Annotated in this window: 23 protein-coding genes and 1 pseudogene; 8 read left to right on the top strand and 16 right to left on the bottom strand. The window is 72.6% G+C overall.

The window, feature by feature from the left end; translation table 11 throughout:
• The first annotated feature begins 69 nt into the window (after window positions 1-69).
• Window positions 70-1,101, top strand: coding sequence for a CopD family protein (locus tag ACZ4N5_RS34775; RefSeq protein WP_467761018.1), 1,032 nt, complete (start codon window positions 70-72; stop codon window positions 1,099-1,101).
• A 52-nt stretch (window positions 1,102-1,153) separates the two neighbouring features.
• Here the strand turns inward: ACZ4N5_RS34775 and ACZ4N5_RS34770 are convergent, their stop codons facing one another.
• The 8 genes and pseudogenes from ACZ4N5_RS34770 to ACZ4N5_RS34735 all read right to left on the bottom strand — a co-directional run bounded on the left by ACZ4N5_RS34770 (window position 1,154) and on the right by ACZ4N5_RS34735 (window position 9,006).
• Window positions 1,154-2,197 (bottom strand): zinc-dependent alcohol dehydrogenase family protein, encoded by a 1,044-nt coding sequence (locus ACZ4N5_RS34770; RefSeq protein ID WP_467761017.1) that lies wholly within the window; start codon window positions 2,195-2,197, stop codon window positions 1,154-1,156.
• Window positions 2,198-2,237: 40 nt separating this feature from the next.
• On the bottom strand, window positions 2,238-2,909 hold the full coding sequence (locus ACZ4N5_RS34765) for a lysoplasmalogenase (protein ID WP_467761016.1): 672 nt from the start codon (window positions 2,907-2,909) through the stop codon (window positions 2,238-2,240).
• The gene (locus tag ACZ4N5_RS34760) at window positions 2,906-3,838 is read right to left on the bottom strand and encodes a sterol desaturase family protein (RefSeq protein WP_467761015.1); all 933 of its coding nucleotides are present in this window, start codon (window positions 3,836-3,838) and stop codon (window positions 2,906-2,908) included. The genes ACZ4N5_RS34765 and ACZ4N5_RS34760 overlap by 4 nt, the downstream gene beginning before the upstream one ends.
• 122 nt (window positions 3,839-3,960) lie before the next feature.
• On the bottom strand, window positions 3,961-4,671 hold the full coding sequence (locus ACZ4N5_RS34755) for a VIT1/CCC1 transporter family protein (protein WP_467761061.1): 711 nt from the start codon (window positions 4,669-4,671) through the stop codon (window positions 3,961-3,963).
• A gap of 131 nt (window positions 4,672-4,802) precedes the next feature.
• Entirely contained in the window at window positions 4,803-6,035 is a 1,233-nt protein-coding gene (locus ACZ4N5_RS34750; protein WP_467761014.1) for an amidohydrolase family protein, read from the bottom strand.
• Entirely contained in the window at window positions 6,032-7,315 is a 1,284-nt protein-coding gene (locus ACZ4N5_RS34745; RefSeq protein ID WP_467761060.1) for an amidohydrolase family protein, read from the bottom strand. The genes ACZ4N5_RS34750 and ACZ4N5_RS34745 overlap by 4 nt, the downstream gene beginning before the upstream one ends.
• A 12-nt stretch (window positions 7,316-7,327) precedes the next feature.
• Window positions 7,328-8,209 (bottom strand): annotated as a pseudogene (locus ACZ4N5_RS34740) (SDR family NAD(P)-dependent oxidoreductase); the annotation flags it as partial.
• Window positions 8,209-9,006 (bottom strand): acetoacetate decarboxylase family protein, encoded by a 798-nt coding sequence (locus tag ACZ4N5_RS34735; protein WP_467761013.1) that lies wholly within the window; start codon window positions 9,004-9,006, stop codon window positions 8,209-8,211. The pseudogene ACZ4N5_RS34740 and the gene ACZ4N5_RS34735, both read right to left, overlap by 1 nt.
• 297 nt (window positions 9,007-9,303) lie before the next feature.
• Between ACZ4N5_RS34735 and ACZ4N5_RS34730 the strand changes: the two genes are divergently transcribed.
• The 6 genes from ACZ4N5_RS34730 to ACZ4N5_RS34705 all read left to right on the top strand — a co-directional run bounded on the left by ACZ4N5_RS34730 (window position 9,304) and on the right by ACZ4N5_RS34705 (window position 16,902).
• Window positions 9,304-11,883: an MXAN_6230/SCO0854 family RING domain-containing protein gene (locus tag ACZ4N5_RS34730; RefSeq protein WP_467761012.1), complete on the top strand. Its 2,580-nt coding sequence runs from the start codon at window positions 9,304-9,306 to the stop codon at window positions 11,881-11,883.
• Window positions 11,884-12,017: 134 nt separating this feature from the next.
• A complete protein-coding gene (locus tag ACZ4N5_RS34725; protein ID WP_467761011.1) occupies window positions 12,018-13,016 on the top strand; it encodes a DEDDh family exonuclease in 999 nt (332 codons plus the stop codon).
• 78 nt (window positions 13,017-13,094) lie between these two features.
• Window positions 13,095-13,328: a hypothetical protein gene (locus tag ACZ4N5_RS34720; protein WP_467761010.1), complete on the top strand. Its 234-nt coding sequence runs from the start codon at window positions 13,095-13,097 to the stop codon at window positions 13,326-13,328.
• A gap of 84 nt (window positions 13,329-13,412) precedes the next feature.
• Complete coding sequence (locus tag ACZ4N5_RS34715) at window positions 13,413-14,204, top strand: SURF1 family cytochrome oxidase biogenesis protein (RefSeq protein WP_467761059.1); 792 nt, start codon at window positions 13,413-13,415, stop codon at window positions 14,202-14,204.
• Between the two features lie 113 nt (window positions 14,205-14,317).
• On the top strand, window positions 14,318-16,132 hold the full coding sequence (locus tag ACZ4N5_RS34710) for a glycoside hydrolase family 15 protein (RefSeq protein WP_467761009.1): 1,815 nt from the start codon (window positions 14,318-14,320) through the stop codon (window positions 16,130-16,132).
• A gap of 14 nt (window positions 16,133-16,146) precedes the next feature.
• Window positions 16,147-16,902, top strand: coding sequence for an SDR family oxidoreductase (locus tag ACZ4N5_RS34705; RefSeq protein WP_467761008.1), 756 nt, complete (start codon window positions 16,147-16,149; stop codon window positions 16,900-16,902).
• A gap of 802 nt (window positions 16,903-17,704) precedes the next feature.
• On the opposite strand, the gene amaP is transcribed toward ACZ4N5_RS34705, so the two are convergent.
• The 5 genes from amaP to ACZ4N5_RS34680 all read right to left on the bottom strand — a co-directional run bounded on the left by amaP (window position 17,705) and on the right by ACZ4N5_RS34680 (window position 20,147).
• Entirely contained in the window at window positions 17,705-18,283 is a 579-nt protein-coding gene (amaP, locus tag ACZ4N5_RS34700) for an alkaline shock response membrane anchor protein AmaP (protein ID WP_467761007.1), read from the bottom strand.
• 5 nt (window positions 18,284-18,288) lie between these two features.
• Window positions 18,289-18,975 carry a DUF6286 domain-containing protein gene (locus ACZ4N5_RS34695; protein WP_467761006.1) on the bottom strand — a complete coding sequence of 229 codons (687 nt, stop codon included), beginning with the start codon at window positions 18,973-18,975 and terminating at the stop codon, window positions 18,289-18,291.
• Window positions 18,972-19,391 (bottom strand): Asp23/Gls24 family envelope stress response protein, encoded by a 420-nt coding sequence (locus ACZ4N5_RS34690; RefSeq protein ID WP_467761005.1) that lies wholly within the window; start codon window positions 19,389-19,391, stop codon window positions 18,972-18,974. The genes ACZ4N5_RS34695 and ACZ4N5_RS34690 overlap by 4 nt, the downstream gene beginning before the upstream one ends.
• Window positions 19,392-19,394: 3 nt before the next feature.
• Complete coding sequence (locus ACZ4N5_RS34685) at window positions 19,395-19,580, bottom strand: hypothetical protein (RefSeq protein WP_266757222.1); 186 nt, start codon at window positions 19,578-19,580, stop codon at window positions 19,395-19,397.
• 84 nt (window positions 19,581-19,664) lie between these two features.
• Complete coding sequence (locus ACZ4N5_RS34680; protein WP_467761004.1) at window positions 19,665-20,147, bottom strand: Asp23/Gls24 family envelope stress response protein; 483 nt, start codon at window positions 20,145-20,147, stop codon at window positions 19,665-19,667.
• A gap of 87 nt (window positions 20,148-20,234) precedes the next feature.
• Here ACZ4N5_RS34680 and ACZ4N5_RS34675 point away from each other — a divergent pair, with 87 nt between their 5' ends.
• Window positions 20,235-21,230: a nucleopolyhedrovirus P10 family protein gene (locus ACZ4N5_RS34675; RefSeq protein WP_467761003.1), complete on the top strand. Its 996-nt coding sequence runs from the start codon at window positions 20,235-20,237 to the stop codon at window positions 21,228-21,230.
• Between the two features lie 61 nt (window positions 21,231-21,291).
• On the opposite strand, the gene ACZ4N5_RS34670 is transcribed toward ACZ4N5_RS34675, so the two are convergent.
• The 3 genes from ACZ4N5_RS34670 to ACZ4N5_RS34660 all read right to left on the bottom strand — a co-directional run bounded on the left by ACZ4N5_RS34670 (window position 21,292) and on the right by ACZ4N5_RS34660 (window position 24,433).
• The gene (locus ACZ4N5_RS34670) at window positions 21,292-22,095 is read right to left on the bottom strand and encodes an enoyl-CoA hydratase/isomerase family protein (RefSeq protein ID WP_467761002.1); all 804 of its coding nucleotides are present in this window, start codon (window positions 22,093-22,095) and stop codon (window positions 21,292-21,294) included.
• A 144-nt stretch (window positions 22,096-22,239) separates the two neighbouring features.
• On the bottom strand, window positions 22,240-22,461 hold the full coding sequence (locus tag ACZ4N5_RS34665; protein WP_006123601.1) for a helix-turn-helix domain-containing protein: 222 nt from the start codon (window positions 22,459-22,461) through the stop codon (window positions 22,240-22,242).
• A gap of 373 nt (window positions 22,462-22,834) precedes the next feature.
• Entirely contained in the window at window positions 22,835-24,433 is a 1,599-nt protein-coding gene (locus tag ACZ4N5_RS34660; RefSeq protein WP_467761001.1) for an ABC-F family ATP-binding cassette domain-containing protein, read from the bottom strand.
• Between the last annotated feature and the right edge of the window lie 390 nt (window positions 24,434-24,823).

The raw sequence follows: 24,823 nt of genomic DNA, 5'->3' as shown, positions 1-24,823 counted from the left end.
CTCGTCCTCGAACTCCGCACGGGTTACGGTGACTTGCCCGGATCTGCGACCGCCGGCGAGGATCGTGGGGTGGCGTTGATACGACCGACGGCCGGGGCGGCGGACGCGGGCGGAGCGGCGCGGCGCCGGGCCACCCGCCGGGCCGTCGCCGTCCTCGCCCTGGTGGCCGTCGCGGCCCTGATCCCGTTGCTCGGCCCGCGCACCGCGCTCACCGGCACGGGAGAGGCCGCGGCGCCCGGCGTCGCCGGCATCGCCCTGCTGCGGACGGTGCTGTTCGCGGCGCTCTGCGTCCCCGTGGGGGAACTGTTCGCGGCCCGGCTGGCGCGCCGGGTGCCCGGTGCGTTGCCGATGCGGGCGCCGCGCAGCTGGTCGGCGTACGCGGCCGCCGCCGGGTTCGTCGTCGCGCTGGGCCTGGCCTGCGTCGTGGCGACGGGCAATCTGCTGCCGCGTCACCTCTCCGACCTGGACGTCGGGGGCCTGTACCGGACGCGGGAGGGCAGGCTGGCGCTCGTGGAGGTCAACGCGTTCGCGGTGGCCTGGCTCTGCGCCCGCTCGCGCCGGCCGGCCGCCCAGGTGGGGCCGTTGGCCGTGGTGCTCCTGGCGGAGGCGCTGCGCGCGCATCCCGCGTCGGAGCACGACACTCTGGTCGGCTCCGGTCTGACCCTCGTTCATCTGACGTGCGCGGCCCTGTGGGCGGGTGGTCTGCTGCACGTCCTGCGACTGCTGCGCGGCCGGCGCGCCGCGGAAGGCGCACCCGCCGCGGGTGGGGCAGGGGCCGCCCTGCTCGGCATCTACGCGCGCGCGGCGGCCGTTCTGTTCGCGGTGATCACCGCGACGGGTACCTGGAGCGCGCTGCGCCGGATGCCGCCCGGCACCGTCCTGGAGCAGCTGACGTCGACGGCGTACGGGCGCACCCTGCTCGCGAAGGTGCTCCTCGTGGCCACCGTCGCCGGACTGGCCCTCTGGGCGCGGCTGCGGCTGCGCCGCGCGAAGGACCCGCTCAGCGCCTGTTCCCCCGCGCGCGCGGAGATCGTGGCGCTGGGCCTGGTCGTCGCGGTGTCGGGCCTGCTGACGGCGCTGCCGCTGCCCATCCGGTGGTGAGCCGCCGGACGGGCAGCGACCATTGCTGAGCCCGTGAGTGCCGCCCCCGGCGTCAGTTGGTGACGAGGACCTTCAGCGCGGTCCGCTCGTCCATCGCCTTGTAGCCGTCGGGCACGCTCTCCAGGCCGATGGTCATGTCGAAGACCGGCGACGGGTCGATGGTTCCGTCGAGGACGTCGGGCAGCAGCTCGGGGATGTAAGCGCGGACCGGGGCGACCCCGCCGCGCAGGGCGATGTTCCGGTCGAACATGACGCCCAGGTCGAGGCCCGTACCGCTGCCGTGGGGCACTCCGACGAAGCCGATGGCGCCGCCGTCGCGGGTGATGTTCACGGCCGTCCGCATGGACTGCTCCGTGCCGACCGCCTCGACGACGCAGTGCGCGCCCTGGCCCCCGGTCAGCTCGCGCACGGCCTCGACGGCCGCTTCGCCGCGCTCGGCGACGACGTCCGTGGCGCCGAAGCGGCGCGCGATGTCGGTGCGCACCTGGTGGCGGCCGAGCGCGATGATCCGCTCGGCGCCGAGCCGCTGGGCGGCGAGCACCGCGCACAGGCCGACGGCCCCGTCCCCGACGACGGCGACGGTCGAGCCCTTGCGGACGCCGGCGCCGAGGGCCGCGTGGTGGCCGGTGCCGAGGACGTCGGAGAGCGTGAGCAGCGCGGACAGCAGGTGGTCGTCGGAGGCCGCCTCCTTGGGCAGCTGTACGAGGGTGCCGTCGGCGAAGGGAACGCGTACGGCCTCGCCCTGGCCGCCGTCGTAGCCGACGGCACCCCAGAAGCCGCCGTGCCGGCACGACGTGGTGAGTCCGTCACGGCAGTAGTCGCACACGCCGTCGGACCACATGAAGGGCGCCACGACCAGGTCGCCGCGCCGGACGCCGGTCACCGCGGAGCCCGTCTCCTCGACGATGCCGAGGAACTCGTGCCCGATCCGCTGGCCCGGCTGCCGGGCCGCCTCGCCGCGGTACGCCCACAGGTCGCTGCCGCAGATGCAGGAGCGCAGCACCCGCACGATCGCGTCGGTGGGCAGCTGCACCATGGGCTCGGGCACGTCCTCCACGCGCATGTCGTACGGGGCGTGGATGGTGGTGGCGCGCATGGCGAGGGTCCCTCTCGTGCGGAGCGTGGGTGAGATGCGCTCAGGGGGTGGTTGAGCGCATCTCACCGTACGCCGCCGCGGGCGCGCGTCGCGCGGCGAGGGGGCCCAGCACGCCTCGGACCAGCAGGAACTGGGCCACGACGTACGTGAGCATGATCCAGAAGTCCGCCTTCGGCGGCTGTGGCCAGTCGGCGACGCCGGTGGCGATGAGCGTGTCCGAGAGCATGAAGAGGGCGCCGCCGAGCGCCGCGACGGGCCCGAGCCGCGTGGCCCCGTACGCCATCGCGGTCAGCAGCAGGCTGTAGCCCGCGACGGGGACGCGCAGGCCGGCCGGCAGACCGGGCCACAGGAGGACGACGAGGGCGACGAGGACGGTCGCGTACGCGCCGAGGAGCCGTGCGCTGCGCACGCGTGCGGTTCTGCGGAAGAGCACGAGGTAGCACACGTGCCCCGCCGCGAACGAGGCCATGCCGAGGAGGAAGGCGGGGTCGGCGTCGGACATGAGCGCCAGGTCGCCGCACCAGCCGAGGAGCAGGGCCGCCACGAGGAGCCGGGGTCCGCCGCGTACACCCGCGTACGCGGCGAGCAGCGGCATCAGGAGCGGCTTGGCGACCTGGTGCCCGAGGTCTGATCCGGCGAGCAGGGAGAGGAGGTCCACGGCCGCCGTCAGCGCGAAGCAGACGAGCAGGACGCGCGCGGGACGCGGGGTCACGCGGCGGGCTCCGTGACCGGGGTCCGGGCGAGGGGCGCCGTGACCGAGGTCTGCCCGGCGGGCTCCGTGGCCGGACCCTGCGCCGCGGCGGCGGCCGGCGGCGCGGGCTGCCAGCCGGGCCCGCCGAGGATCCGCCCGGCGCGCTCGCGCCAGTTCGCCGCCGCCCGCACGTCCTTGGCGATGGCGGTGTACTCGTGGGTGGCCACGCGCAGCGGGTTGTACGTGGTGATGTTCTTGGTGAGCCCGTAGACGGGGCGTTCGGTCTCCGCGACCCAGGATCCGAAGAGCCGGTCCCAGACGATGAGGACGCCGCCGAAGTTGCGGTCCAGGTAGCCGCCCTGGGAGGCGTGGTGGACGCGGTGGTGGGAGGGCGTGTTGAGGGCGAACTCGAACCAGCGCGGCATCTTGTCGATGCGCTCGGTGTGGATCCAGAACTGGTAGACGAGGCTCACCGACGAGCAGAACGCGAGCGCGGCCGGGTGCACCCCGAGGGCGACCATCGGGAGGTAGAAGGGCCAGGACGTGAGGCCCGTCCAGGGCTGGCGCAACGCGGTGGTGAGATTGAACTTCCTGCTGGAGTGGTGCACGACGTGACAGGCCCACAGGACGCGGATCACGTGGTGGCCGCGGTGGGACCAGTAGTAGAAGAAGTCCTGCGCGAGCAGCATCAGCGGGATCGTCCACCACAGGACGGGCACCCGCAGCGGCGTCAGTTCGTAAACCGCCATGTAGATCGCGACGATCGGGGCCTTCCACAGGAAGTCGAAGAAGAGGCTGCCGAGTCCCATGCCGAGACTGGTCGCGGCGTCCTTCGTCTCATATCCCGCGGCATCGTCGTCCGGATGGATCCGGACGCTCACCATCTCGATGACGGCGAGGAGTATGAAGGCGGGTATCGACAAGAGCACGACATCGGGCAGGTTCGGCATGGGTGAACCGTAGATGCGCTGGTCGGCCGCGTACAGAGGCTGTTACCGATAAGTATTACCGTCGGTACGCGCTTGCTTCTCGGTGATCTCCGCCAAGGGCCGTCCCGCACCCGGCCGTACGCTCATACGCCCGCCGCTCCGAGCAGCGCTCCGGCCGCGTACGTCACCGCCATGGCAAGCGCTCCCCCGGCCGTGTTCCGCAGCACCGCGCGCCGCGGGTCCGCCGAGCCCAGCCGTGCGCTGCTCCAGCCGGTGAGGGCGAGCGCGGCCAGCACCGAGACCACGGTGACGCCGAGCCGCCAGGAGGCCGGCGGCAGCACGATCGCCAGCAGGGGCAGCAGCGCTCCCGCGGTGAACGCGAAGAAGCTCGCCCATGCGGCGTGCCACGGGTTGGTCAGGTCGTCGGGGTTGATACCGAGTTCCTCGGACGCGTGGGCCCGCAGGGCGTCCCGCTCGGTGAGCTGTTCGGCCGCCTCGCGGGCCACTTCCCTCGACAGGCCGCGCTGTTCCAGGAGCCCGGTCAGCTCCTCCAGTTCGGCCTCCGGCTCCTCCTTGAGCTCCCGCTTCTCCATGGCCAGGGCCGCCAGCTCCGAGTCCCGCTGGGTGGAGACGGAGACGTACTCGCCCGCCGCCATGGACATCGACCCGGCGAGCAGTCCCGCGAGGCCCGCGGTGAGCAGCGCCGCGCGGTCGCTGGTGGCCCCGGCCACGCCGACGACGAGGCCCGCCGTGGAGACGATGCCGTCGTTGGCGCCCAGGACGGCGGCCCGCAGCCAGTTGAGCCGCGAGCCGAGGGTGCCGCCGTGGGCCTCGTCGTGGGCCTCGTCGCGCATCGGTTCCGTCACACGGGGAGGATCGCACCCGAGGCGCGGCCGACGCAGCACCGACGCAGCACCGACCCGGCGGTCCGCACACCGCCCGGAAGCCGCCGAACCGCGCTCCCCCGGCGCGACCGCTTCGGCGCTCACCACACGCGGACCGAGCCTCCTCTCGCGAACGCCGGGCTCGTCGCGTCGGCGGGCGGGGTGTCCAGCGGTTCGGCGAGCTCGGCCACGGTGGGGCCGACCTTCGCGGCGATCTCGTCGAGGTACGCCAGGTCGAAGCCGTAGACGCGGGCCGCGTTGCCGCCGACCATCGCGGCGATCTCGGCGCGGGGCAGGCCCGCGTAGGCGATGCGCAGGCCCTCGCGGGTGTAGGGGTGGGTGCCTTCGTCGTGCGGGTAGTCGCTGCCCCACATGATCTTGTCGATGCCGATACGGTCGCGCAGCGGCACCTCGTGGGGGCGCATGAAGCTGGCGCCGACGAAGCAGTTGTCGCGCCAGACCTCGGAGGGACGCTCGCCCATCGTCGCGGCCAGCCCCGCGCCGAACTTCGACTCTGCCGTCGACGCCCTGCCCGCCGCCGCGACCAGCCGCCCGTGGTAGTAGTCCAGCATGTCGAGCACCCCGGGGATCCAGCCCGAGCCCTGCTCGGTGAGCACCAGTCTCAGGCCGGGGTTGCGGCGGAACGCGCCGCCGAACACCAGGTGCCACAGCGCCCGGTGCGAGAACCAGGTCGTCTCCACCATGTAGACCGCGCGGGCCGCCGGTTCGTCCCCGAGGGGCGGCGAGGCGGAGCCCGCGTGGTGGTTCACCGGGACACCCAGTTCGGCGCAGGCCGCCCAGATCGGGTCGTACGCCGACGAGTACAGCTCGGGCAGGCCCGAGCCGGGGGGTGTGCCGGGCAGCAGCAGTCCGCCCCTGAGGCCGGCGCCAGCCGACCGGTGGATCTCCTCGACCGCCGCGTCGACGTCGTTCAGGAGGATCTGGAAGACGCCCGCGCGCCGGCCGGGTGCCGCCGCGCAGAAGTCGGCGAGCCAGCGGTTGTGGGCCCGCAGACCCGCCCAGCGCAGTTCGAGCTCCTGCGCCGTCGGGGCCGGTGCCATCAGGGAGCCCGACGGGAAGAACGGCGGGATGGTGTTCGGGAAGACCACCTCCGCGACGATGCCGTCCTCCTCCAGCTCCGCGACGCGCCGCCCGGAGTTCCAGTTCCGGTCGGCGGTGTCGGCGAGCAGGTCCTCGTACGGGTTGACGTAGCCGGCCGCCCAGGCGTCGAAGTCCTCGTGGTGCCGACGCTCCAAGTACGGCTTGTAGTCGAGGAGATCGGCGCCCGCGTGGCAGTCGGCGGAGATGACGGTGTAGCGGTCCTCTGCGGTCATGGGTTCACTCCCAGCACGGGGAAGTCGTGGTCCGTCAGCCAGTGGCGGCCCACCTCGCGCGAGCGCGCCCAGGACGCCTCGACCGCCGACTGGTCCTCCTGCTGGCCCAGTTCGGCCGGTGTTGGGCCGATCCGCCGGGCGAGCGGGGCCAGTTGGCCGACGTCGAATCCGAACACCTCGGCCGCCGCGAGCCCGAGCATGCGGCGGGTCTCCGCCACCGGGATGTCGTGGAAGGTCTTCGCCAGCCACGCCCGGGTGTCGGGCCAGGTGCCCTCGGGGTGCGGGAAGTCGCTGCCCCAGAGGATGTTGTCGACGCCGATCTCGTAGCGCTGGGCGAGTTCGCGGCGTTTGGTGTTGGTCGCGCAGATGAAGACCTGCCGGTCCAGGTACTCGTGCGGGGGCCGCTTCAGCTCCGCGAAGGGCGACAGCTTCTTGCCGCCGTGGGCGCCGAGATAGAGACGGTCCATGAACCACAGCAGGTTGGGCAGCCACCAGCAGCCCGACTCGGCGACGCCGAACCGGAGTCCGGGGTGCCGCTCGAAGACCCCCGACCAGAGCAGGAACCAGAGGGGGCGCGCGGGCCACCAGGTGACTTCGGAGACGTAGATCCCCAGGTGGTCGCCGTACTCCTGGCGCGGTGCCGCGCCGGAGTGGGTGAGCACGGGCATCGCGCACTCGGCGGCCGCCGCCCACACGGGGTCGTAACGGCGGTCGTGGTAGGGCTCCTTGTCGACCCACATGGAGGGAATCATCAGGGCGCCGAGGCCGGACTCCTTGGCCCGGTACACCTCGGCGACGACCCGCCCGGTCTCGCCGGTCACCGGCAACAGGGCGACCCCGCAGTGCCGTTCGGGATGCTCGGAGACGAAGTCGGCGAGCCAGCGGTTGTGGGCCTGCGCACCCGCCATGCCGAGTTCCGGGTCCTGGTCGCCGGAGAGGCCGAGGCCCACGCCGAACGGCGCGGCCGTCCGGCTGTCCACGGCGTCCGCGTCGGGGAAGACGACCTCGGCCGCCACCCCGTCGCCGTCCAGCTCCTTGAGGCGCTGCCCGCTGTCCCAACCGCCGCGCAGCCCTTCCTCGTTGTCGTGGAACCACTTGTCCGCGAACGCCTCGTTGCGGATGCCGAGACGCGTCATCTCCTCGCGGCGCCGGTCACGGCCCGCGAGGAACTCGTCGAAGTCACGGTGGAAACGGGAGTCCAGATAGGGCCGGTACTCCTCGGTGGGGAGTCCGGCGTGGCAGTCGGAGGAGATGATCAGATACGGGTCCTGTTCGGTCACCGCGCCCCCTCCGTCGAGGATGAAACTTTCCAGGTACGACGGATCGGCCCGGTCGAGCATCGACTGCGACCGCGCCCGGATCTGCCGGTCGCTGTGCTCGCTCTCGGGCAGCAGCCAGAAGCGGTCCTCGCGGATCCCCTCGGCGACCAGGTCGGCGACCTGTTCGACCGGCGTGAACCGCACGTCGTGGCCCGCCTCCTTCATCGCGGCCTCCCACTGACCGAGGCTGCGGTACGGGGTCCTGCGGGGCCGCTCCTTCGCATACCGCGCGGGCCGGTTGCGGTGCGACTCCCACAGGCCCGTGCGGAGCATGTGGGGTCCGGGGAACAGCACGGAGGCGCCCACGCGCGCGTGCTCCGCCTTCAGATGCGCGTACAGCGACTCGGTCATCGTCACCACGGCCGCCTTGGTGACGGCGTACACGGAGGCGGTGGGCAGCGGGACGATCCCGCCGTCGCCGGACGAGGTGTTGACGACGTGGCCCGGTTCGCCCCCGGCGATCATCCGGGGCACGAACGCCTGGATGCCGTGGAAGACGCCCCACACGTTGACGGCGAAGGCCCACTTCCAGTCGTTCGGGTCGTGCTCCCACATCCGGCCCTCGGCGCCGGAGCCGACACCTGCGTTGTTGCACAGCACGTGCACCGCGCCGTACGTGGCGTACACGTCGTCGGCGAGCGCGACGACCTCGGAGCGCTCCCCGACGTCCACCACGCGCGCGTGGACGTCGGCGCCGTCCTCGCGCAGTTCCCCGGCGGCCTTCTCCAGGGCGCCCTCCTCGACGTCGGCGAGGACCACCTTCAGACCGTCCGCCGCGAACCGCCGTGCCATCGCCAGCCCGATACCGCTCGCCGCGCCGGTGACGACGGCGACCCGCCCTGCGCGGAGCTCCATCAGACGCTCCCCTCGGGCGGCCCGTCGAGGATCTGGCCCGGGTCGTCGTAGCGCTGGTGGATGTACGGCAACAGGGCCCGGCCGCTGACGCGTTCGGCGACCCTGCCCTTCTGGTCGGTGGTCTTCTCAGCGATGGTGATCTCCACCAGCCGGCGTACGGGCAGATCGGCGACCGGGTCGTACATCGACTCGCGCAGGACGACGTCCCCGGTGACGCGCTCCAGCTTGCGGACCTTCTCGTTGCGCACGCAGTGCACGAGGACCGGATCGGCGTCGAAGCCCGAACCGTCCACCGCGGGAAGGAACTTGAAGTAGAAGTCGGTCTTCTGCGCGGGTTCGGGCAGCGGCAGGGCCCCGCTCACCGCGCCGCGCACCTCGACGAAGGCGATGCCGTGCCGGGCGAGCACACCGCGCACGACGAGCCCGTCGCGCTCGACCGTCACCTCGCCGAGCTTCTTGGGCTCCCCGAAGACCTCGCGGCCGCCGATCAGGGCCCGCTCATGGGTCATCGGCATGACGAGCGGATACCAGCCCTCGACGTTCTCGTGCGCGGCGGCGACGGCGAACGAGCCCGCGCCCAGCGGGTATCCGGGCAGATCGACCTTGCTGATGTTGACCCGCACCAGAGGCCGTGCGGTGGGTTTCAGCGGGGGCGGCAGGACCGCCGCGACCGCGTCCGGGTCGCTCTCCCAGACGGCCACCACGCCGGTGGACCAGATGTCGGGGAGCTTGGAGCTCGCGGCGCGCGCGGCGGTGATCTCCGCCTCGGTCCGTGCGCCGTACCTCACTCGTGCCATGTCCGTACCGCCCTTCGTAGGCGCTACCTGCTGGGGCGCGCAGCACGCTTGCACCGCACGGGCGAAAGGTCCATAGCCATGCGCCTGCCGGACGCCCGCGTCCGGCGCCGGACCGGACCGACCGGCTTCCCCGGCCCCAGAAATATTCGGTGGCCCCTGGGGCCGACGCCTCCCTAGACTCGGCGATCGCGGGGGCGGCTCCGCAAGCGTGCTTCCTTCTCTCTCTTTCTATGACACCCGTAGCGCGCTCACTCTCCGCCCCGCCTCACACATTTCCGGATCCCGGGGGATTTCCGCTTGTCCGTACTGTCGTCCGTGCTGCTCCGCCGCCTGCGAACCGTCTACGTCGACCAGGCCGGGCCACGCCCGGGGGACCCGGCGACGACCGAGGGACTCGTCGCCCTGGAGGCCGAACTGCTCGACCGGGGATTCGCCCCGGCGACACCGCTGCGCGCCGCACTCGCCTGGCTCGGCCCCAAGGGGCTCGCGGACGCGGGCGACACCCTGATCCGGCAGATCGACGTGGAACTGGGCGCCGACCGCACCCATATGCCGCTGTTCCGCAGCTTCCCGGCCTCAGTGCCCGACGACACCTTCCAGCTGTACGTCGACCGGGTCTTCACCCTGCTGCTGCAGTGGCCCGCCCAGCCGTGCGTGCTGTGCGCGGCGGTCGGCAGCGTGCATCCGGTGTCGCCCTGCGCCCACCTGGTGTGCCGCGCCTGCTGGGACGGCGCCGACTACGCCGGCTGCCCCCTGTGTCACCGCCGGATCGACCGCGCCGACCCGTTCCTGAAGCCCGCCGCGCCCCGGCTTCGGCGCGAACTGCCCATCGGACCACTGAAGTTGCTGGCGCTCGGCACCGACCAGCGGGCGGACTCCGCGAAGGCGCTGCTCCAGCTGCTGGCCCGGCGGACGCCACTGCCCCCGCAGGACCGGGACGATGTGAAGCTGCTGCTGGCGCACGCGCCCGCCACGTTGGAATGGCTCCCCGCGGACATCCCCGTCCGCGAGACGAAGGCCCTGGTGCTCGGCAGCCTCCTGCTGGACCGGCGCACGCGCGACGCCGTGCGCCCGCTGCTCGCCGCGCACCTCACCACGGCGACCGACGTGCTGAGGCTGCTGCACGTCTGGTCGGGCGGCGAGGCCGATCTCGTCGAACTGCGCCGCTTCCGTTCCCTGCCCCGCCCGCTGCGCCGCGAACTCCTCGCCGTACTCGACGGATTCGAGGCGTCGTCGCTGGTCGAGGACGTGCTGCGACATCCGGTCGGATGGAAGCGCGCCGCCGAGATCCTGCACCCGTACGAGCGGCACGACCGGCATCCGAAGGCGGCCCTCGCCTTCGCCGTGCTGCGCGCCACCGACACCTCCGCCGCACCCATCGGCGAGGCCCTGCTGCGCACCGCGGCCGCGCACCCGGAGGCGGTTCGGATCGACGGCGCGCGCATCAAGCCCGACTCCTGGGGTGCGCACACCGAACAGGCCCTGCGCGACAAGGACTTGCCCCGCGCTCTCGACCTGCTCGCCCGGCGGCCGGGCGAACTGCTGCGCAGGCTCGACCACTTGCTGCGTCTGCACGACCTGGAGGAGTTGCCCGACGGGTTCGCCGACACCATGCGGCGGGTCCTGCCCAAGGCCGGTCCCGGTCCGCTGCTCGCGGCGCTCGGACGGCTGCGCGTCCGTCATCTCCCCGGCGAGCGGCGGGTGTTCTTCCCTCGCGGCCAGGTCACCCACTCCTTCACCCTTGACGACACCCGGGCTCCGCTGGCCGAGGCGGTCACCGAGGGCGTCTGCGCGCTCCTGGAGGCCGAGGCCGTACGCCGGCTGGCGTCCGCCCCTCGTTTCGATCTCGCCGTGCTCGACGCGGGCCTCGCGGGCCTGGCCGTCCCCTCCGCCGAGCGCGCGTCCGCGAAGGCGCTGGTCTCGGTGCCGCGCGGCAGCAGCCAGCCGCTCCCCGAGGGGGAGGTCCTGCGCCTCTTCCTGCACTGGACGCAACCCGCGAAGATCCGCGTGGACCTCGACCTGTCGGTCGCGCTGTACGACGAGGACTGGACGTTCGTGGGCGTGTGCGACTACACGAACCTGGTCCACGGGGAGCGGGCCGCCGTCCACTCCGGGGACCTGACCTCGGCCCCGGCGCCCGACGGCGCCACCGAGTACGTGGACCTGGACCTCGCGGCGCTCGCCGACGGCCCGGTGCGGTTCGCCGTGCCCATCGTCTTCAGCTTCAACAACATCGCCTTCGAGCATCTCCTCGACGCCTTCGCCGGCTTCATGGCGCTGCCCTCGAAGGACGGACGGGACGCCGCGTACGACCCCCGCACCGTGCGTCAGCGCTACGACCTGGAGGGCGATTCGCGCATCCACGTCCCCCTGCTGGTCGACCTGGAGCGCCGCACGTTCCTGTGGACCGACCTGCATCTGCCGTCGTCCGACGGCTTCCACAGCGTGTACCGGCACAGCGCCGACCTCGGCCGCGTCGGCAAGGACCTGTTCCAGTACTTCACCACCGGCCGTACGACGCTGTGGGACCTGGCGGTGTGGCACGCGGCGGCCCGTACGGACGAGGTCGCGGTGGTCCGGCGGGCGCCGTCGGGCGACGAGCTGTGGCACTACACGCGCGGGGAGGGCGAGACGGACCTGGCCCTCGCAGCCCGCGTACGCGCTCTGGAGTCCCCGGAGCGTCGGCGCCCGACCGAGGACCCGGACGGGCTCGCCGCCGAGGCTGCCGCGAAGAGGCACGTGCTGCTCGCCCTGGTGCACGGTGGCGTCGCCCCGCAGGGCGCGAGCGGATCCGTGTACCGGCTGCTGCCCGGCCCGGTCGACGGCTGCGGCCTGGCCGCCCTGACGGCGGGGGACCTGGTGGCGGCGCTGGGCTGAGCGCGTCAACGCCGGGCCCGCCGGACCCTGTTGCCCGGCTCGCGCGCGGGTGGCCCGGTGGCGGGCCTTCGAGGGTGCCGGATCGGGGAAGGCGGGGGCCGGACTGTCAGTCACGGCCCGTATCCTCATTGACCATGCTCGAAGACCTCACGACCGCAGCGTCCCCAGCCTCCTGGCCGGCCGCGTATCCGCAGGGATACGCGGTCGTTGACGTGGAGACCACAGGACTGGCCCGCGACGACCGGATAATCTCCGCCGCCGTCTACCGGCTGGACGCGCGCGGCGAGGTCGAGGACCACTGGTACACGATGGTCAACCCGGAGCGGGACCCGGGGCCGGTGTGGATCCACGGCCTGACGAGCGACATGCTCGAAGGGGCACCGCTCTTCCAGGACGTCGCCGAGGAGTTCGCCGCCCGGCTCGACGGCCGTGTACTGGTCGCCCACAACGCGGTCTTCGACTGGTCGATGATCGCGCGGGAGTACGCGCGCGCGGAGCGCGAGGCGCCGGTGCGCCAGCGCCTGTGCACCATCGCGCTCTCCAAGGAGCTGGGCCTGCCGCTGCCCAACCACAAGCTGGAGTCGCTGGCCGCGCACTTCGGTGTCGTACAGCAGCGGGCGCACCACGCGCTGGACGACGCGCGCGTGCTGGCCGAGGCGTTCCGGCCGAGCCTGCGGGCCGCCGCGCGCGACGGGGTGCGTCTGCCGCTCCTCGAGTGCCTGCCGCTCAAGGAGTGGTCCGACAGCGCGGCGGCACCGCGCATCGGACGGCAGTCCGGGGGCTACGCGTCCGGCGGTTACCCGTCCGGGAGTTGGCGTCCCTCCCGTAAGCGCCCTGCATGCCCCCATCCCAACCCAGGACGGTACGAGTCGGACAAACCGCTCAAACAGGGCATGCGGGTCGCGTTCTCCGGGGACACCTCCGTCGATCGCGAACTGCTGGAGGACCGGGCCGTCGAGGCCGGCCTGCATGTCGCGACAAGCTTGTCCCGGCTCACCAGCCTGCTGGTGACGAACGACCCGGACTCCAGCACATCAAAAGTGGTCAAGGCCAAGCAGTTCGGGACACCGGTGATCGACGAGGCGGCGTTCGGACAACTGCTGCGGGACGTCGAACCCGCGTCGGAAGGGTGACGGACGTACGGGTGATTGACGGGCGACTCGCCCGGCGCCCGCTCGCCCGCACCGCCCCGGCACCCCACCCTGTGGCGCATGGCGAGATGCGAAGTATGCGGCAATGACTACGGAATGACCTTCGAGGTGCACGCGCAGGGCGCGGTGCACGTCTTCGACTGCTTCTCCTGCGCGATCCACCGGATGGCCCCGATCTGCGAGCACTGTCGCGTCCAGGTCATCGGCCAGGGTGTCGAGGTCGAGGGCCACTGGTACTGCGGCGCGCACTGCGCCCGCGCGGAGGGGAATGCGGGGATCGTCGACAGGGTCTGAGTCCCGGCCCGGGACAGGGCATCGCACGGCCCTCGGCGGGACCCTCCCGTCGAGGGCCGAATCATGCCGAGTACCGTCAATGGGGTGTACCGCTTCCTGTTGTCCCGGCAGTGGGTGATCCTCACCCTCGTGGCCCTCGCGCTCATCCCGACGATGATCAAGCTGGGCTTCTGGCAGCTTCACCGGCATGAGCACAAGGTCGCCCTGAACACGGTGATCTCCGACTCGCTCGCCGCGAAGCCGGTGCCCGCGGAGACGGTCACCGCGCCGGGACAGCGGATCCGGAACGACGACCTGTTCCGCCGGGTGACCGCGAAGGGACACTTCGACACCGCGCACGAAGAGGTCGTCCGCCGCCGCACCAACTCCGACGGCGAGGTCGGCTACCACGTCCTGACCCCGTTCGTCCTGACCGACGGCCGCGTCCTCATGGTCAACCGGGGCTGGGTCCCGGCGGACGGCGCGCAGACCGCCTTCCCGAAGATCCCGGCCCCGGCCCAGGGCGAGATCACCGTCACCGGCCGGCTGATGGCCGACCAGACGACCGCCGACAGCGGCATCAAGAACGTCCGGGGCCTGCCCGACCGCCAGGTCATGCTGATCAGCAGCGGGCAGGAGGCACAGCGGCTCGGCAAGCAGGTCCTCGGCGGCTACATCGAGCAGACCGCGCCGGAGCCCAGGGGCGACTCCCCCGAGCTGATCCCGGACCCCGAGCACAGCGACATCGGCCCGCACATGGCGTACGCGATCCAGTGGTGGCTCTTCTCCGCGGGCGTCCCCGTCGGCTGGGTGATCCTGGTCCGCCGCGAGCGCCGCGACCGGGCGGAGGCCGCCGCCGCGCAGACTGCGCCGGAAGCGGAACCGGCGGGGGTGTAGCTCAGGGGCGGAGCCCGGGTCTCCCCCGTTCCGTCCCGTCCCGCCTCGCCGCGGGCGCGCACGCCACTCCGGCGGCCCGATTGACGTTCGCCCCGGTCGGGAACCCGTCCAGCGTGGACCGACGCATCGAGGACTACGCGCTCATCGGGGACGAACAGACCGCCGCTCTGGTGGGCCGCGACGGCTCCGTCGACTGGCTGTGTCTGCCCCGCTTCGACTCGGCAGCCTGTTTCGCGGCCCTGCTGGGCGACGAGAACAACGGACACTGGCGGATCGCGCCCGAGGGTGCGGACGCGTGCACCCGGCGCGCGTACCGCCCCGACACGTTGGTGCTCGACACCGAGTGGGACACCGCCGAGGGCTCGGTCCGGGTGACCGACCTGATGCCGCAGCGCGAGCACGCCCCCGATGTCGTACGCATCATCGAAGGTCTCAGCGGCCGGGTCCGGATGCGCGGTCTGCTCCAGTTGCGCTTCGACTACGGCTCGGTCGTGCCGTGGATGCGCCGCGCGGACGGCCACCGGGTGGCGGTCGCGGGGCCGGACTCGGTGTGGCTGCGCAGCGAACCGCCTGTGCACACCTGGGGCAAGGAGTTCCGCACGCACTCCGAGTTCACCGTGGCGGAGGGCGAGAAGGTCGCCTTCGTCCTGACCTGGCACCCCTCGCACCGCCCCCGGCCGCCCCTCTGTGATCCCTTCGAGGCGCTGGAGACCAGCGTCCAGGACTGGCGGGCGTGGGCGGCCCGCTGCCGTTACGACGGTCCGCACCGGGATGCCGTCGTCCGCTCCCTGATCACCCTCAAGGCCCTCACCTACGCGCCGACCGGCGGCATCGTGGCCGCCCCCACCACCTCGCTGCCCGAGGAACTCGGCGGCGTCCGCAACTGGGACTACCGCTACTGCTGGCTGCGCGACTCCACGCTCACCCTCGGCGCGCTCCTCGCGGCCGGCTACCACGAGGAGGCCGAGGCCTGGCGCGACTGGCTGCTGCGCGCGGTCGCGGGCGACCCGGCCGACCTGCAGATCATGTACGGCCTCTCGGGAGAGCGCCGACTGCAGGAGTACGAGATTCCGTGGCTGTCCGGCTTCGCCGGCTCCGCGCCCGTCCGGGTCGGCAACAGCGCAGTGGAGCAGTTGCAGCTCGACGTGTACGGCGAGGTCATCGACTCGCTGTCGCTCGCCCGGCGTTCGGGCCTGCCGTCGAGACCCCACATGTGGCGGGTGCAGTGCGCCATGATGGAGTTCCTGCGGGTCGCCTGGCGGCAGCCGGACGAGGGGATCTGGGAGGTGCGCGGCCCACGTCGGCACTTCGTGTACTCGAAGGTGATGGCCTGGGTGGCCGCCGACCGCGCCGTGCGCACCCTGGAGGACGACCCGACGCTCGAGGGCGACCTGGAGGGCTGGCGGGCGATGCGCGACGACGTGCACCGGGAGGTGTGCGAGCGCGGTTTCGACGCCGAGCGGAACACCTTCACGCAGTCCTACGGTTCGCCCGAGCTGGACGCCTCCCTGCTGCTCATCCCGCGGGTCGGTTTCCTGCCCCCCGACGATCCACGGGTGGTCGGCACGATCGAGGCGGTCCGCGCGGAACTCGCCCCCGACGGCTTCCTGGTGCGCCGCTACAGCGCCGCGAAGACCGGCGTCGACGGGCTCCCGGGCGGCGAGGGCACCTTCATCGTCTGCTCGTTCTGGCTCGCGGACGCACTGCACATGACGGGCCGTACGCGTGAGGCGCGCGAGCTGTTCGAGCGGCTGACCGGCCTCACCAACGACGTGGGACTGCTGTCCGAGGAGTACGACCCCGTCGCGGGCCGCCAACTCGGCAACTTCCCGCAGGCCTTCAGCCACATCGGTCTGGTGGTGTCCGCCCTCAGCCTGTTCGGCGTCGAGAAGGCGGGGGAAGCGGAAGAGGTCACGCCACCGGGATAGGGGAGGATGGGGCCATGGATCTTGGACTGAAGGATCGTGTGTACGTCGTCACGGGAGCCACCCGGGGCCTGGGCAACGCCGCCGCGCGTGAACTCGTCGCCGACGGCGCCAAGGTGGTCGTCACCGGGCGCGACGCGAAGAGCGCGGCCGACGCCGCCTCCGCGCTCGGCGCGAACGCGGTCGGGGTCGCGGCCGACAACGGCTCCGCCGAGACCCCGGCCCGGCTGATCGCGGCCGCCCGTGACCACTTCGGCGGCTTCGACGGCATCCTGATCAGCGTCGGGGGACCGCCGCCCGGCTTCGTCGCGGACAACACCGACGAGCAGTGGACGACGGCGTTCGAGTCGGTCTTCCTGGGTGCGGTACGGCTGGCCCGCGCGGCCGCCGCGGAGCTCGGTGAGGGCGGTGTCGTCGGCTTCGTGCTCTCCGGCTCGGTGTACGAGCCGATCCCTGGGCTGACCATCTCGAACGGTCTGCGTCCGGGCCTCGCGGGCTTCGCCAAGTCCCTCGCGGACGAGCTGGGCCCGCGCGGCGTCCGCGTCGTCGGACTGCTGCCGTCCCGCATCGACACGGACCGCGTCCGCGAACTGGACGGGCTGTCCGCCGACCCCGAGGCCACCCGCGCGGCCAACGAGTCCCGCATCCCGCTGCGCCGCTACGGCACCCCGGAGGAGTTCGGCCGGACGGCCGCGTTCCTGCTCTCCCCGGCGGCGTCGTACCTCACGGGCATCATGGTGCCGGTGGACGGCGGGATGCGAAGCGGTTTCTAGACCCGGCCACCGGGCCCGCCCGTGGAAGCGGCTGAGCCCACCCGGGCCGCCGCGGAAACGGACGGCCCGGCAGTGCGCCCGCCCCGAGACCGGTCGACCCAGCAGGGCGCCCGCCCGGAAGCGTCCCTGAAGCGGGCGCCTCGCAGGTCCCGGGCTCAGCACGGTGTCCGACCCCGCGCAGCCGCACCTCCACCCGGAGCCCGGCGAGGCCGCGAAAACGGGCGGGCCCGGCAGGCCGCGCCAGGCCTGCCAGGGCCTGCGCGGAAGCCGGTGGGCCCGGCAGGGCGTCCCGCCGAAACCTCGCGCCGCTCACCTCACGCACCCCGCGCGGCACTTGACCCTGCGCGGCCGGACCTCCACGGGCAAAGCACGGCGAGACCGCTGCGGCGAGAGAGAACGACTGGGCGTCCTACCGGAAACGGGCGGGCCCGGCGCGTGCCCTCGCGCCGGTGGGCCCCGCGGCGCGACCTCCCGGAAGCCGGTGGGCCCGGGGGGCGTCCCGCCGAAAATTCGCGCCGCTCACCTCACGCACCCCGCGCGGCACTTGACCCTGCGCGGCCGGACCTCCACGCGGAGCGCGGCGAGGCCGCTGAGACCGGCGGGACCGGCAGGCCGCGCCAGGGCCTGCCCGGCAGCGCGCGCCGACTCAGGTCACGCGCCCCGCGCGGCACTTGACCCCGCGCAGCCGCACCTCCACGCGGAGCCCGGCGAGGCCGCTGAGGCGCGTACGCCCGGCAGGGCGGGCCCTCCCCGGAACAGGTGAATCCGTCACCGAAAGGGCCGTCCCGGAAGCGCGTGCCGCTCAGGTCACGCGCTCCGCGCGGTGCTTGACGCCGCGCAGGCGGACCTCGGCGGGGAGCGCGGCGAGGCCGGCCGAGTCCCGTGCGTGCGCGAGTGCCTCCACGGTGAGCAGATGCAGCGCGTGCCCGGGGTCCACATGCGGTTCCAGCAGGAGCCGCACGCGCGCCTCGGGCAGACTGCGCCGGCCGGTCAGATGGACGTGCGCCTGGTCGACGCCGCCCAGCCGGGCCGACTCGGCGGCCAGCACGCCCTCCAGGGCCCGGCCGCGCAGCAGCGCGCCCGCGCCGTCGCCGGTGTCGACGAGCACGTCGGCAAGACGCCGGCGCCGCACGACGGCGACCAGCCACCACAGGGCGAGCAGCAGGAGTACCGCGAGCGCGGCGATGACGGCGGGCCACCACCAGCCCTGGTCCCGCCACTTGGTCCGTTCGGCCCTACTGAGCAGCACGTCGTGCCGCCCGTCGTGGATCCACCACGACGGCGGCCGTACGCCGAGCCCGACGGCGAACACGGAGCCGCCGAGGACGAGCAGCACGAGCCCGATGAAGCCGATCAGTACGCGGTTGACGATCCGGAGCACGGACCTCACCCCTTCCGTCCGGGGCGCGCGACATGCACCGACAGGGCGGGCGAGCGGGCCAGTCCCAGCCCCTTGATGCCGTCGGCGAGTGTGGTGTCGAGGTCGGCGCGCACGTCGTCGAGTTCCCGGAAGTGCGACACCGCGCGGACGTCGACCTTCCGGCGCTTCACGCGCACGCGCACCGACTGCACACCGGCGACCTCCATGGCCCGGTCGCGGAGCGCCATCGCGGCGGCACCTCGGTACAGTCCGGCCCGGACATCGGCGTGGGTGCGCCGCATCGGCAGCACGTCCCGCAGTCCGGGCGTGGCCGCGAGGACGATCAGCCAGAGTCCCACAGCGGCGGCGATTCCGGCGCCGACGAGGACCGCGGTGTCGTCGAGCGGCCGTTCGGCGAGCTGCTGGGCCACCCACGTGCGCCAGCGCAGGGCGGACCGCCCCGCGCGCACGGCCGCGACGTCGTACAGGAAGGCGCCCGCGGCGACGAGGAGCAGGAAGGCGAGGATGCCGGCCGGGATGCGGCGCGCGGACCAGAACCGGCCCTGGCGGCCGTCCTCGTCGTCGACGGTGTTCAGCGGTTCGTAGGCGGCCGCGGAGGCGGACTGCCCGAGCGCGCCCGTGTCCTCCCCCTTCTCCGGCTTCTCCAGTACGGGCATCTTCCGGGTGTTCTCGGAGCCCTGGGGCTCGCTCATTGCGTCCTCCCCTGTGCTGCGCCCGGCCCGTGCGCCAGGTGCAGCCGCTCCACCTGGACAGCCACGTCCGGCACGTCCATTCCCGCCAACGCCCTTACCCGCTCAGCGACATGACGACGCACCTCGCCGCACTGGGCGCCGATGTCGGAGGGATAGCCGAGTTCGAGACTGACCCGGACCTGGGCGCTGTGCGTCGGCGTTCCGTCCGCTCCGCCGCCGGCCGACTGCCGCCGCACGACGACCGTCGCGTGCGGGCGCACGGCGTCGGCGGGCAGCGGGGGCAGCGCCTCGCGCGCCGCCTGCGACGCGATCTTCGCGACGACCCGGTCGGCGATCCGGGTGGCGCCGCGCTCGGGGGCCGCGACGGTCGCGAGGCTTTGCCGTGCCTCACCGAGCCGGTCGACATGACCTGGCACGCGTCACCGCCGCCGGTCGTCACGGGCGCGGAAGAAGTCGCCGATGTCCAGGTCCCCCTCCAGGAGCCGTCCGACGACGAACCCGACGGCCCCCAGGGCGGCCACCAGGAGGAAGGCGCCGAAGCCGCCGAAGTACCCGGCGAAGCCCAGCGCCATTCCGGCGATCATGCCGATCACGGCCAAGCTCATGATGCGCTCCTCAGCAGTCGGTGGCCGCGTGATCACTCGTGGTGCGGTGTCCGGAGCGTCCGGGGCGTTCCGGTGGCCCGAGGGTCACTGGAGTCGCGTCTCCGGCTCCTCGTCTTCTTCCTCGGGAAGCTTCACATCACTCACCGCGATGTTGACTTCCACCACTTCGAGGCCTGTCATGCGCTCGACCGCCGCGACGACGTTCTCGCGTACGTCACGGGCCACGTCGGCGATCGACACGCCGTAGTCGACGACGATCTCCAGGTCGAGCGCCGTCTGCAGCTCGCCGACCTCGGCCTTCACACCCCGTGACACGGCCTTGGAACCGCCCGGCACCCGGTCGCGTACCGCTCCGAAGGTCCGGCTCAGCCCGCTGCCCATCGTGTGGACACCGACCACGTCACGGGCGGCGAGCCCGGCGATCTTCTCCACGACTCCGTCGGCGATCGTGGTCCGTCCCCGCGTGGCGGGATCTCCACCGCCGCGCCTGGTGGGCTTACGGGTCTGCTGGCTCTCCTTCTCGATGTCGGGGCTGTCCGTCCGGTTCCGCTCGGTCATGTCGGTCATTGCCGTACGTCCCTTTCGGTCGTCCTCCTCTGCTCACAGTAGGTCGGGTCGCGCGGTCGCGCGCCGTGGATGGGGCAGGCTGGAGTGATGACGGCGGACCGGTGGACGCAAGTGGTACGGCATCAGCTCGGGCTCGGCAGACTCCTGCCGCTGGGCCTTCCGCGCGACGGCGCGTGGATCACGGAAGAGGCGGCCGAGTCGGTGCTGCGGCGTGCGGCGGCCGGTGTGGCCGGTGTGCGGCTCGGCGCGCTCCGGATCGCACTCGCCGATCCGGACCGGACCGGCACGCCCGCGGTGCCGCCCCCGCCCAGTGCGCTGCCGCCCGGCCCGCTGCGCGTCACCGCGGAGTTCCTGGCCTCGGCGGATCCCACGTCCCCGGGCGTCGAACCCCTCCCGACCACCGCGGCCCGGCTGCGCCTGACCCTGGCCACCGCGGCGACACAGCGGCTCGGTCTCGACGTCACCGAGGTGGACCTGCAGGTGACGGACCTGCTGGAGGAGGACGAGACACTCACCGCCCTCCCGACGGAGGAGAAGCGCGAGGCGCCCGCGGCCGTTCCGGCAGACGGCGTACCGGAGACGCAGGCCACTGCCGCCGACGTACGGGGGACACGGACCGCCGTCCCGGCCGCCGACGTACAGGAGAGGCCCACCGCCGTCCCAACAGGCGACGTACAGGAGAGGCCCACCGCCGTCTCGGCAGACGACGTACAGGAGCCGCAGGCCGACGCCGTTCCGGCCGACGGCCCACCGGAGGCGTCCAACGCCGGGCGGGCCGACGACGTGCGGAAGGCGGTCGTGCCGAAGGACCCCGAGCAGTCGCGGATCGCGGCGGCCGCGCTGGCCGTCCCGGGCGTGACCCGTCTGACGGGCGCGCTGGGTCGACCGGTCCACGTCGAGACCACGCCCGCCACGGAACCAGCCCTGCCGCGCCGCCACATCCGGGTCGAACTGGCGGTCTCCCCGGACGAGCGGGCGGTGGATGTGGCACGGGCGGTCAGGACGGCGATCACGGAGGCCGCACGGGACGCCCCGTCCGTGGCGGTACTGGTGACCGCCGTGAGCCAGGACGCTCGTCCTTAGGGAGTCAGGAGTCCGTCTCGGGGGTGTCCAGCCTCAGGGCCTCAGCGCCCTCAGGGGGTGTCTAGTCCCCCACGCCCGCGAGGTCGCGGAGCCGGCGCGCCTGGGAGGCTCGCTCGGCGGTGCGCTGCTCCTCGTACGACCGCTCCTGTGCCCCGCGCAGCAGGGCCTTCGTCTCGATCACGGCGTCCCGCGGCGCGGCCAGCAGTGCCGCGGCCAGGTCGCGGGCCGCGGCGTCGAGCTGCTCGCCGGGCACGGCGAGGTTGGCGAGCCCGGTGCGCTCGGCCTCCTCGGCCAGGACGAAGCGGCCCGTGGCGCAGATCTCGAGCGCGCGGGCGTATCCCACGAGGCTGACCAGCGGGTGCGTCCCCGTGAGGTCGGGCACCAGACCGAGGCTGGTCTCGCGCATGGCGAACTGCACGTCGTCGGCGACGACACGCAGGTCACAGCCGAGCGCGAGCTGGAACCCCGCACCGATGGCATGCCCCTGGACGGCGGCGATGGAGACGATGTCGCTGCGCCGCCACCAGGTGAATGCCTCCTGGTACTCGGCGATGGTCGCGTCGAGCTCGGCGTCGGAGCCGCGCGCGAGGTCGATGAACGACGGTTCCCCGTCGAAGCCCTCGGGCGTGAACGCCTGCCGGTCGAGCCCCGCGGAGAAGGACTGGCCCTCGGCGCGCAGGACGACCACCCGGACGGAGCCCGGCAATGACCGCCCGGCCTGCGTCAAGGCCCGCCAGAGAGCAGGACTCTGGGCGTTGCGCTTGGCCGGATTGGTCAGCGTCACCGTGGCGATCGCGCCGTCGACGATGAGCCGTACGCCGTCCTTGTCGAGTACCGGGTCGAGATCCTTGTCGAACGAAGCCATGGGGTGCCTCCGATGGGTGCGGTCGGATCAGACGCGCACCCCGCGAAGACACGAGGAACGCACCTAAGTGACTGCACAGTAACCACCCGGTCGGTCACCCGACCGACCGGGTGGTCACCACCGAAGCCGATGGGACGCCCGGCCTCAGGCCGAGGCGGCCTTCTTGCCCCGCGTCGCTCCGCCACGCCCTCGGAGCGTGACACCCGACTCGCTGAGCATCCGGTGCACGAAGCCATACGAGCGGCCGGTCTCTTCGGCCAGCGCTCGGATGCTCGCACCGGAGTCGTACTTCTTCTTCAGGTCTGCCGCGAGCTTGTCGCGCGCGGCGCCGGTAACCCGGCTGCCCTTCTTCAGAGTCTCGGCCACCCGGTCCTCCTCATGGGAAGTGCGCTCTGGACTCTCATGATCACCCCTTCCGGGCGTCATGGCCACCCATTCGGCAAGGTCCGTAAGACAAGGTTTTGACGACAGGAGCCCGTCCCCACGAGTGGAATCTGTGATTCCGGCCGGTGCCGTCCGTACACCCGAACGGGTTCCTCCGCGAAGTGCCTGGTCAGCGACGCAGAACGGCCGAGTCCTTGGGAACAAAGGACTCGGCCGTGAAATCGATGTACGACACACCTCGGTACGAGGAGATCTCACACAGATGATGGATCACGGATCGGCCGAATGATCCATACGCAGTGGATCAGTCATTCGATCACGCGGCGCGGACCCCTCCCGGAGGCCGCGCACGGGCTCAGGCGAGGGCCACCAGGTCGGCGTAGTCGGAGCCCCACAGGTCCTCGACGCCGTCCGGCAGGAGGATGATCCGCTCCGGCTGGAGCGCCTCGACGGCGCCCTCGTCGTGGGTGACGAGGACGACGGCGCCCTTGTAGGTGCGCAGCGCGCCGAGGATCTCCTCGCGGCTGGCCGGGTCGAGGTTGTTCGTCGGCTCGTCGAGCAGCAGGACGTTCGCGGACGAGACGACGAGGGTCGCGAGCGCGAGCCGGGTCTTCTCGCCGCCGGAGAGCACGCCGGCCGGCTTGTCGACGTCGTCGCCGGAGAACAGGAACGAGCCGAGCGTCTTGCGGACCTCGACCAGGTCCAGGTCGGGGGCGGCGGAGCGCATGTTCTCCAGGACCGTGCGCTCGGGGTCGAGGGTCTCGTGCTCCTGCGCGTAGTAGCCGAGCTTGAGGCCGTGGCCCTCGATGACCTCTCCGGTGTCGGGCTTCTCGGCGCCACCGAGCAGACGCAGGAGGGTCGTCTTGCCGGCGCCGTTCAGGCCGAGGATGACGACGCGGGAGCCCTTGTCGATGGCCAGGTCGACGTCGGTGAAGATCTCCAGGGAGCCGTACGACTTCGACAGGCCCTCCGCCATGAGCGGGGTCTTGCCGCAGGGCGAGGGCTCGGGGAAGCGCAGCTTGGCGACCTTGTCGGAGACACGGACGGCGTCCAGGCCGGCGAGCAGTCGGTCGGCGCGCTTGGCCATGTTCTGGGCGGCGACCGTCTTGGTGGCCTTGGCGCGCATCTTGTCGGCCTGCGCGTTCAGTGCCGCGGCCTTCTTCTCGGCGTTCTGGCGCTCGCGCTTGCGGCGCTTCTCGTCGGCCTCGCGCTGCTGCTGGTAGAGCTTCCAGCCCATGTTGTAGACGTCGATCTGGGCGCGGTTGGCGTCCAGGTAGAACACCTTGTTGACGACCGTCTCGACGAGGTCGACATCGTGGGAGATCACGATGAAGCCGCCGCGGTAGCTCTTCAGGTAGTCGCGCAGCCAGACGATCGAGTCGGCGTCGAGGTGGTTCGTCGGCTCGTCGAGCAGCAGGGTGTCGGCGTCCGAGAAGAGGATGCGGGCCAGCTCGATACGGCGGCGCTGACCACCGGAGAGCGTGTGCAGGGGCTGGCCGAGCACCCGGTCGGGCAGGTTGAGCGCGGCGGCGATGGTGGCGGCCTCGGCCTCGGCGGAGTACCCGCCCTTGGTGAGGAACTCCGTCTCTTGGCGCTCGTACTGCCGCATGGCCTTCTCGCGGGTGGCGCCCGAGCCGTTGGCGATGCGCTGTTCGTTCTCGCGCATCTTGCGGATCAGGACGTCCAGGCCGCGGGCCGACAGGACGCGGTCGCGGGCGAGGACGTCGAGGTCGCCGGTGCGCGGGTCCTGCGGCAGGTAGCCGACCTCGCCGGAGCGGGCAACGGCGCCCGCGGCGGGCTGGCCTTCGCCCGCGAGGACCTTGGTGAGGGTCGTCTTGCCCGCGCCGTTACGGCCGACCAGGCCGATGCGGTCGCCCTTCGTGATGCGGAAGGTGGCGGACTCGATGAGGATGCGGGCGCCGGCGCGCAGCTCGATACCGGAGGCGGAAATCACGGACAGACTCCAGGGCAGGGTCGTTGGCGGGGTGGACGGCTGAGGACGTTCCCGCCGTCTAATGCGCGAGGAGAATGGCCATGGGCCAAGTCTAACGGGGCGGTGCAAGCACTTTTCCGGTGTGCGGGCGTCGCGCACTGTGACACTCGCCCCGCCGCACGGCGCCGGCTCGGTACCTGTCCGGCGCCTGCTCGATGCCCAGGGGCGCGGCGCGGGGTGATCCGGTCACGGTCGTCCACGGCGATGATCTCGCCGGTCCCGCTGTGATGATTCTCGCCGGTCCGGCCGGCGCAGGCGGCGTGGGCCGCACGACCGGGCGGGCGGATCCGCTCGGGACGCGGCGGCCCGGTGCGGGCGTCGCCCGTTCGGACCTCGGGCCGGAGCCGCGGG

This window comes from Streptomyces sp. NPDC026500 (assembly GCF_055567635.1).
Note: the sequence above shows the minus strand (reverse complement) of the source record. Positions and strands in the feature narration are given on the sequence as shown.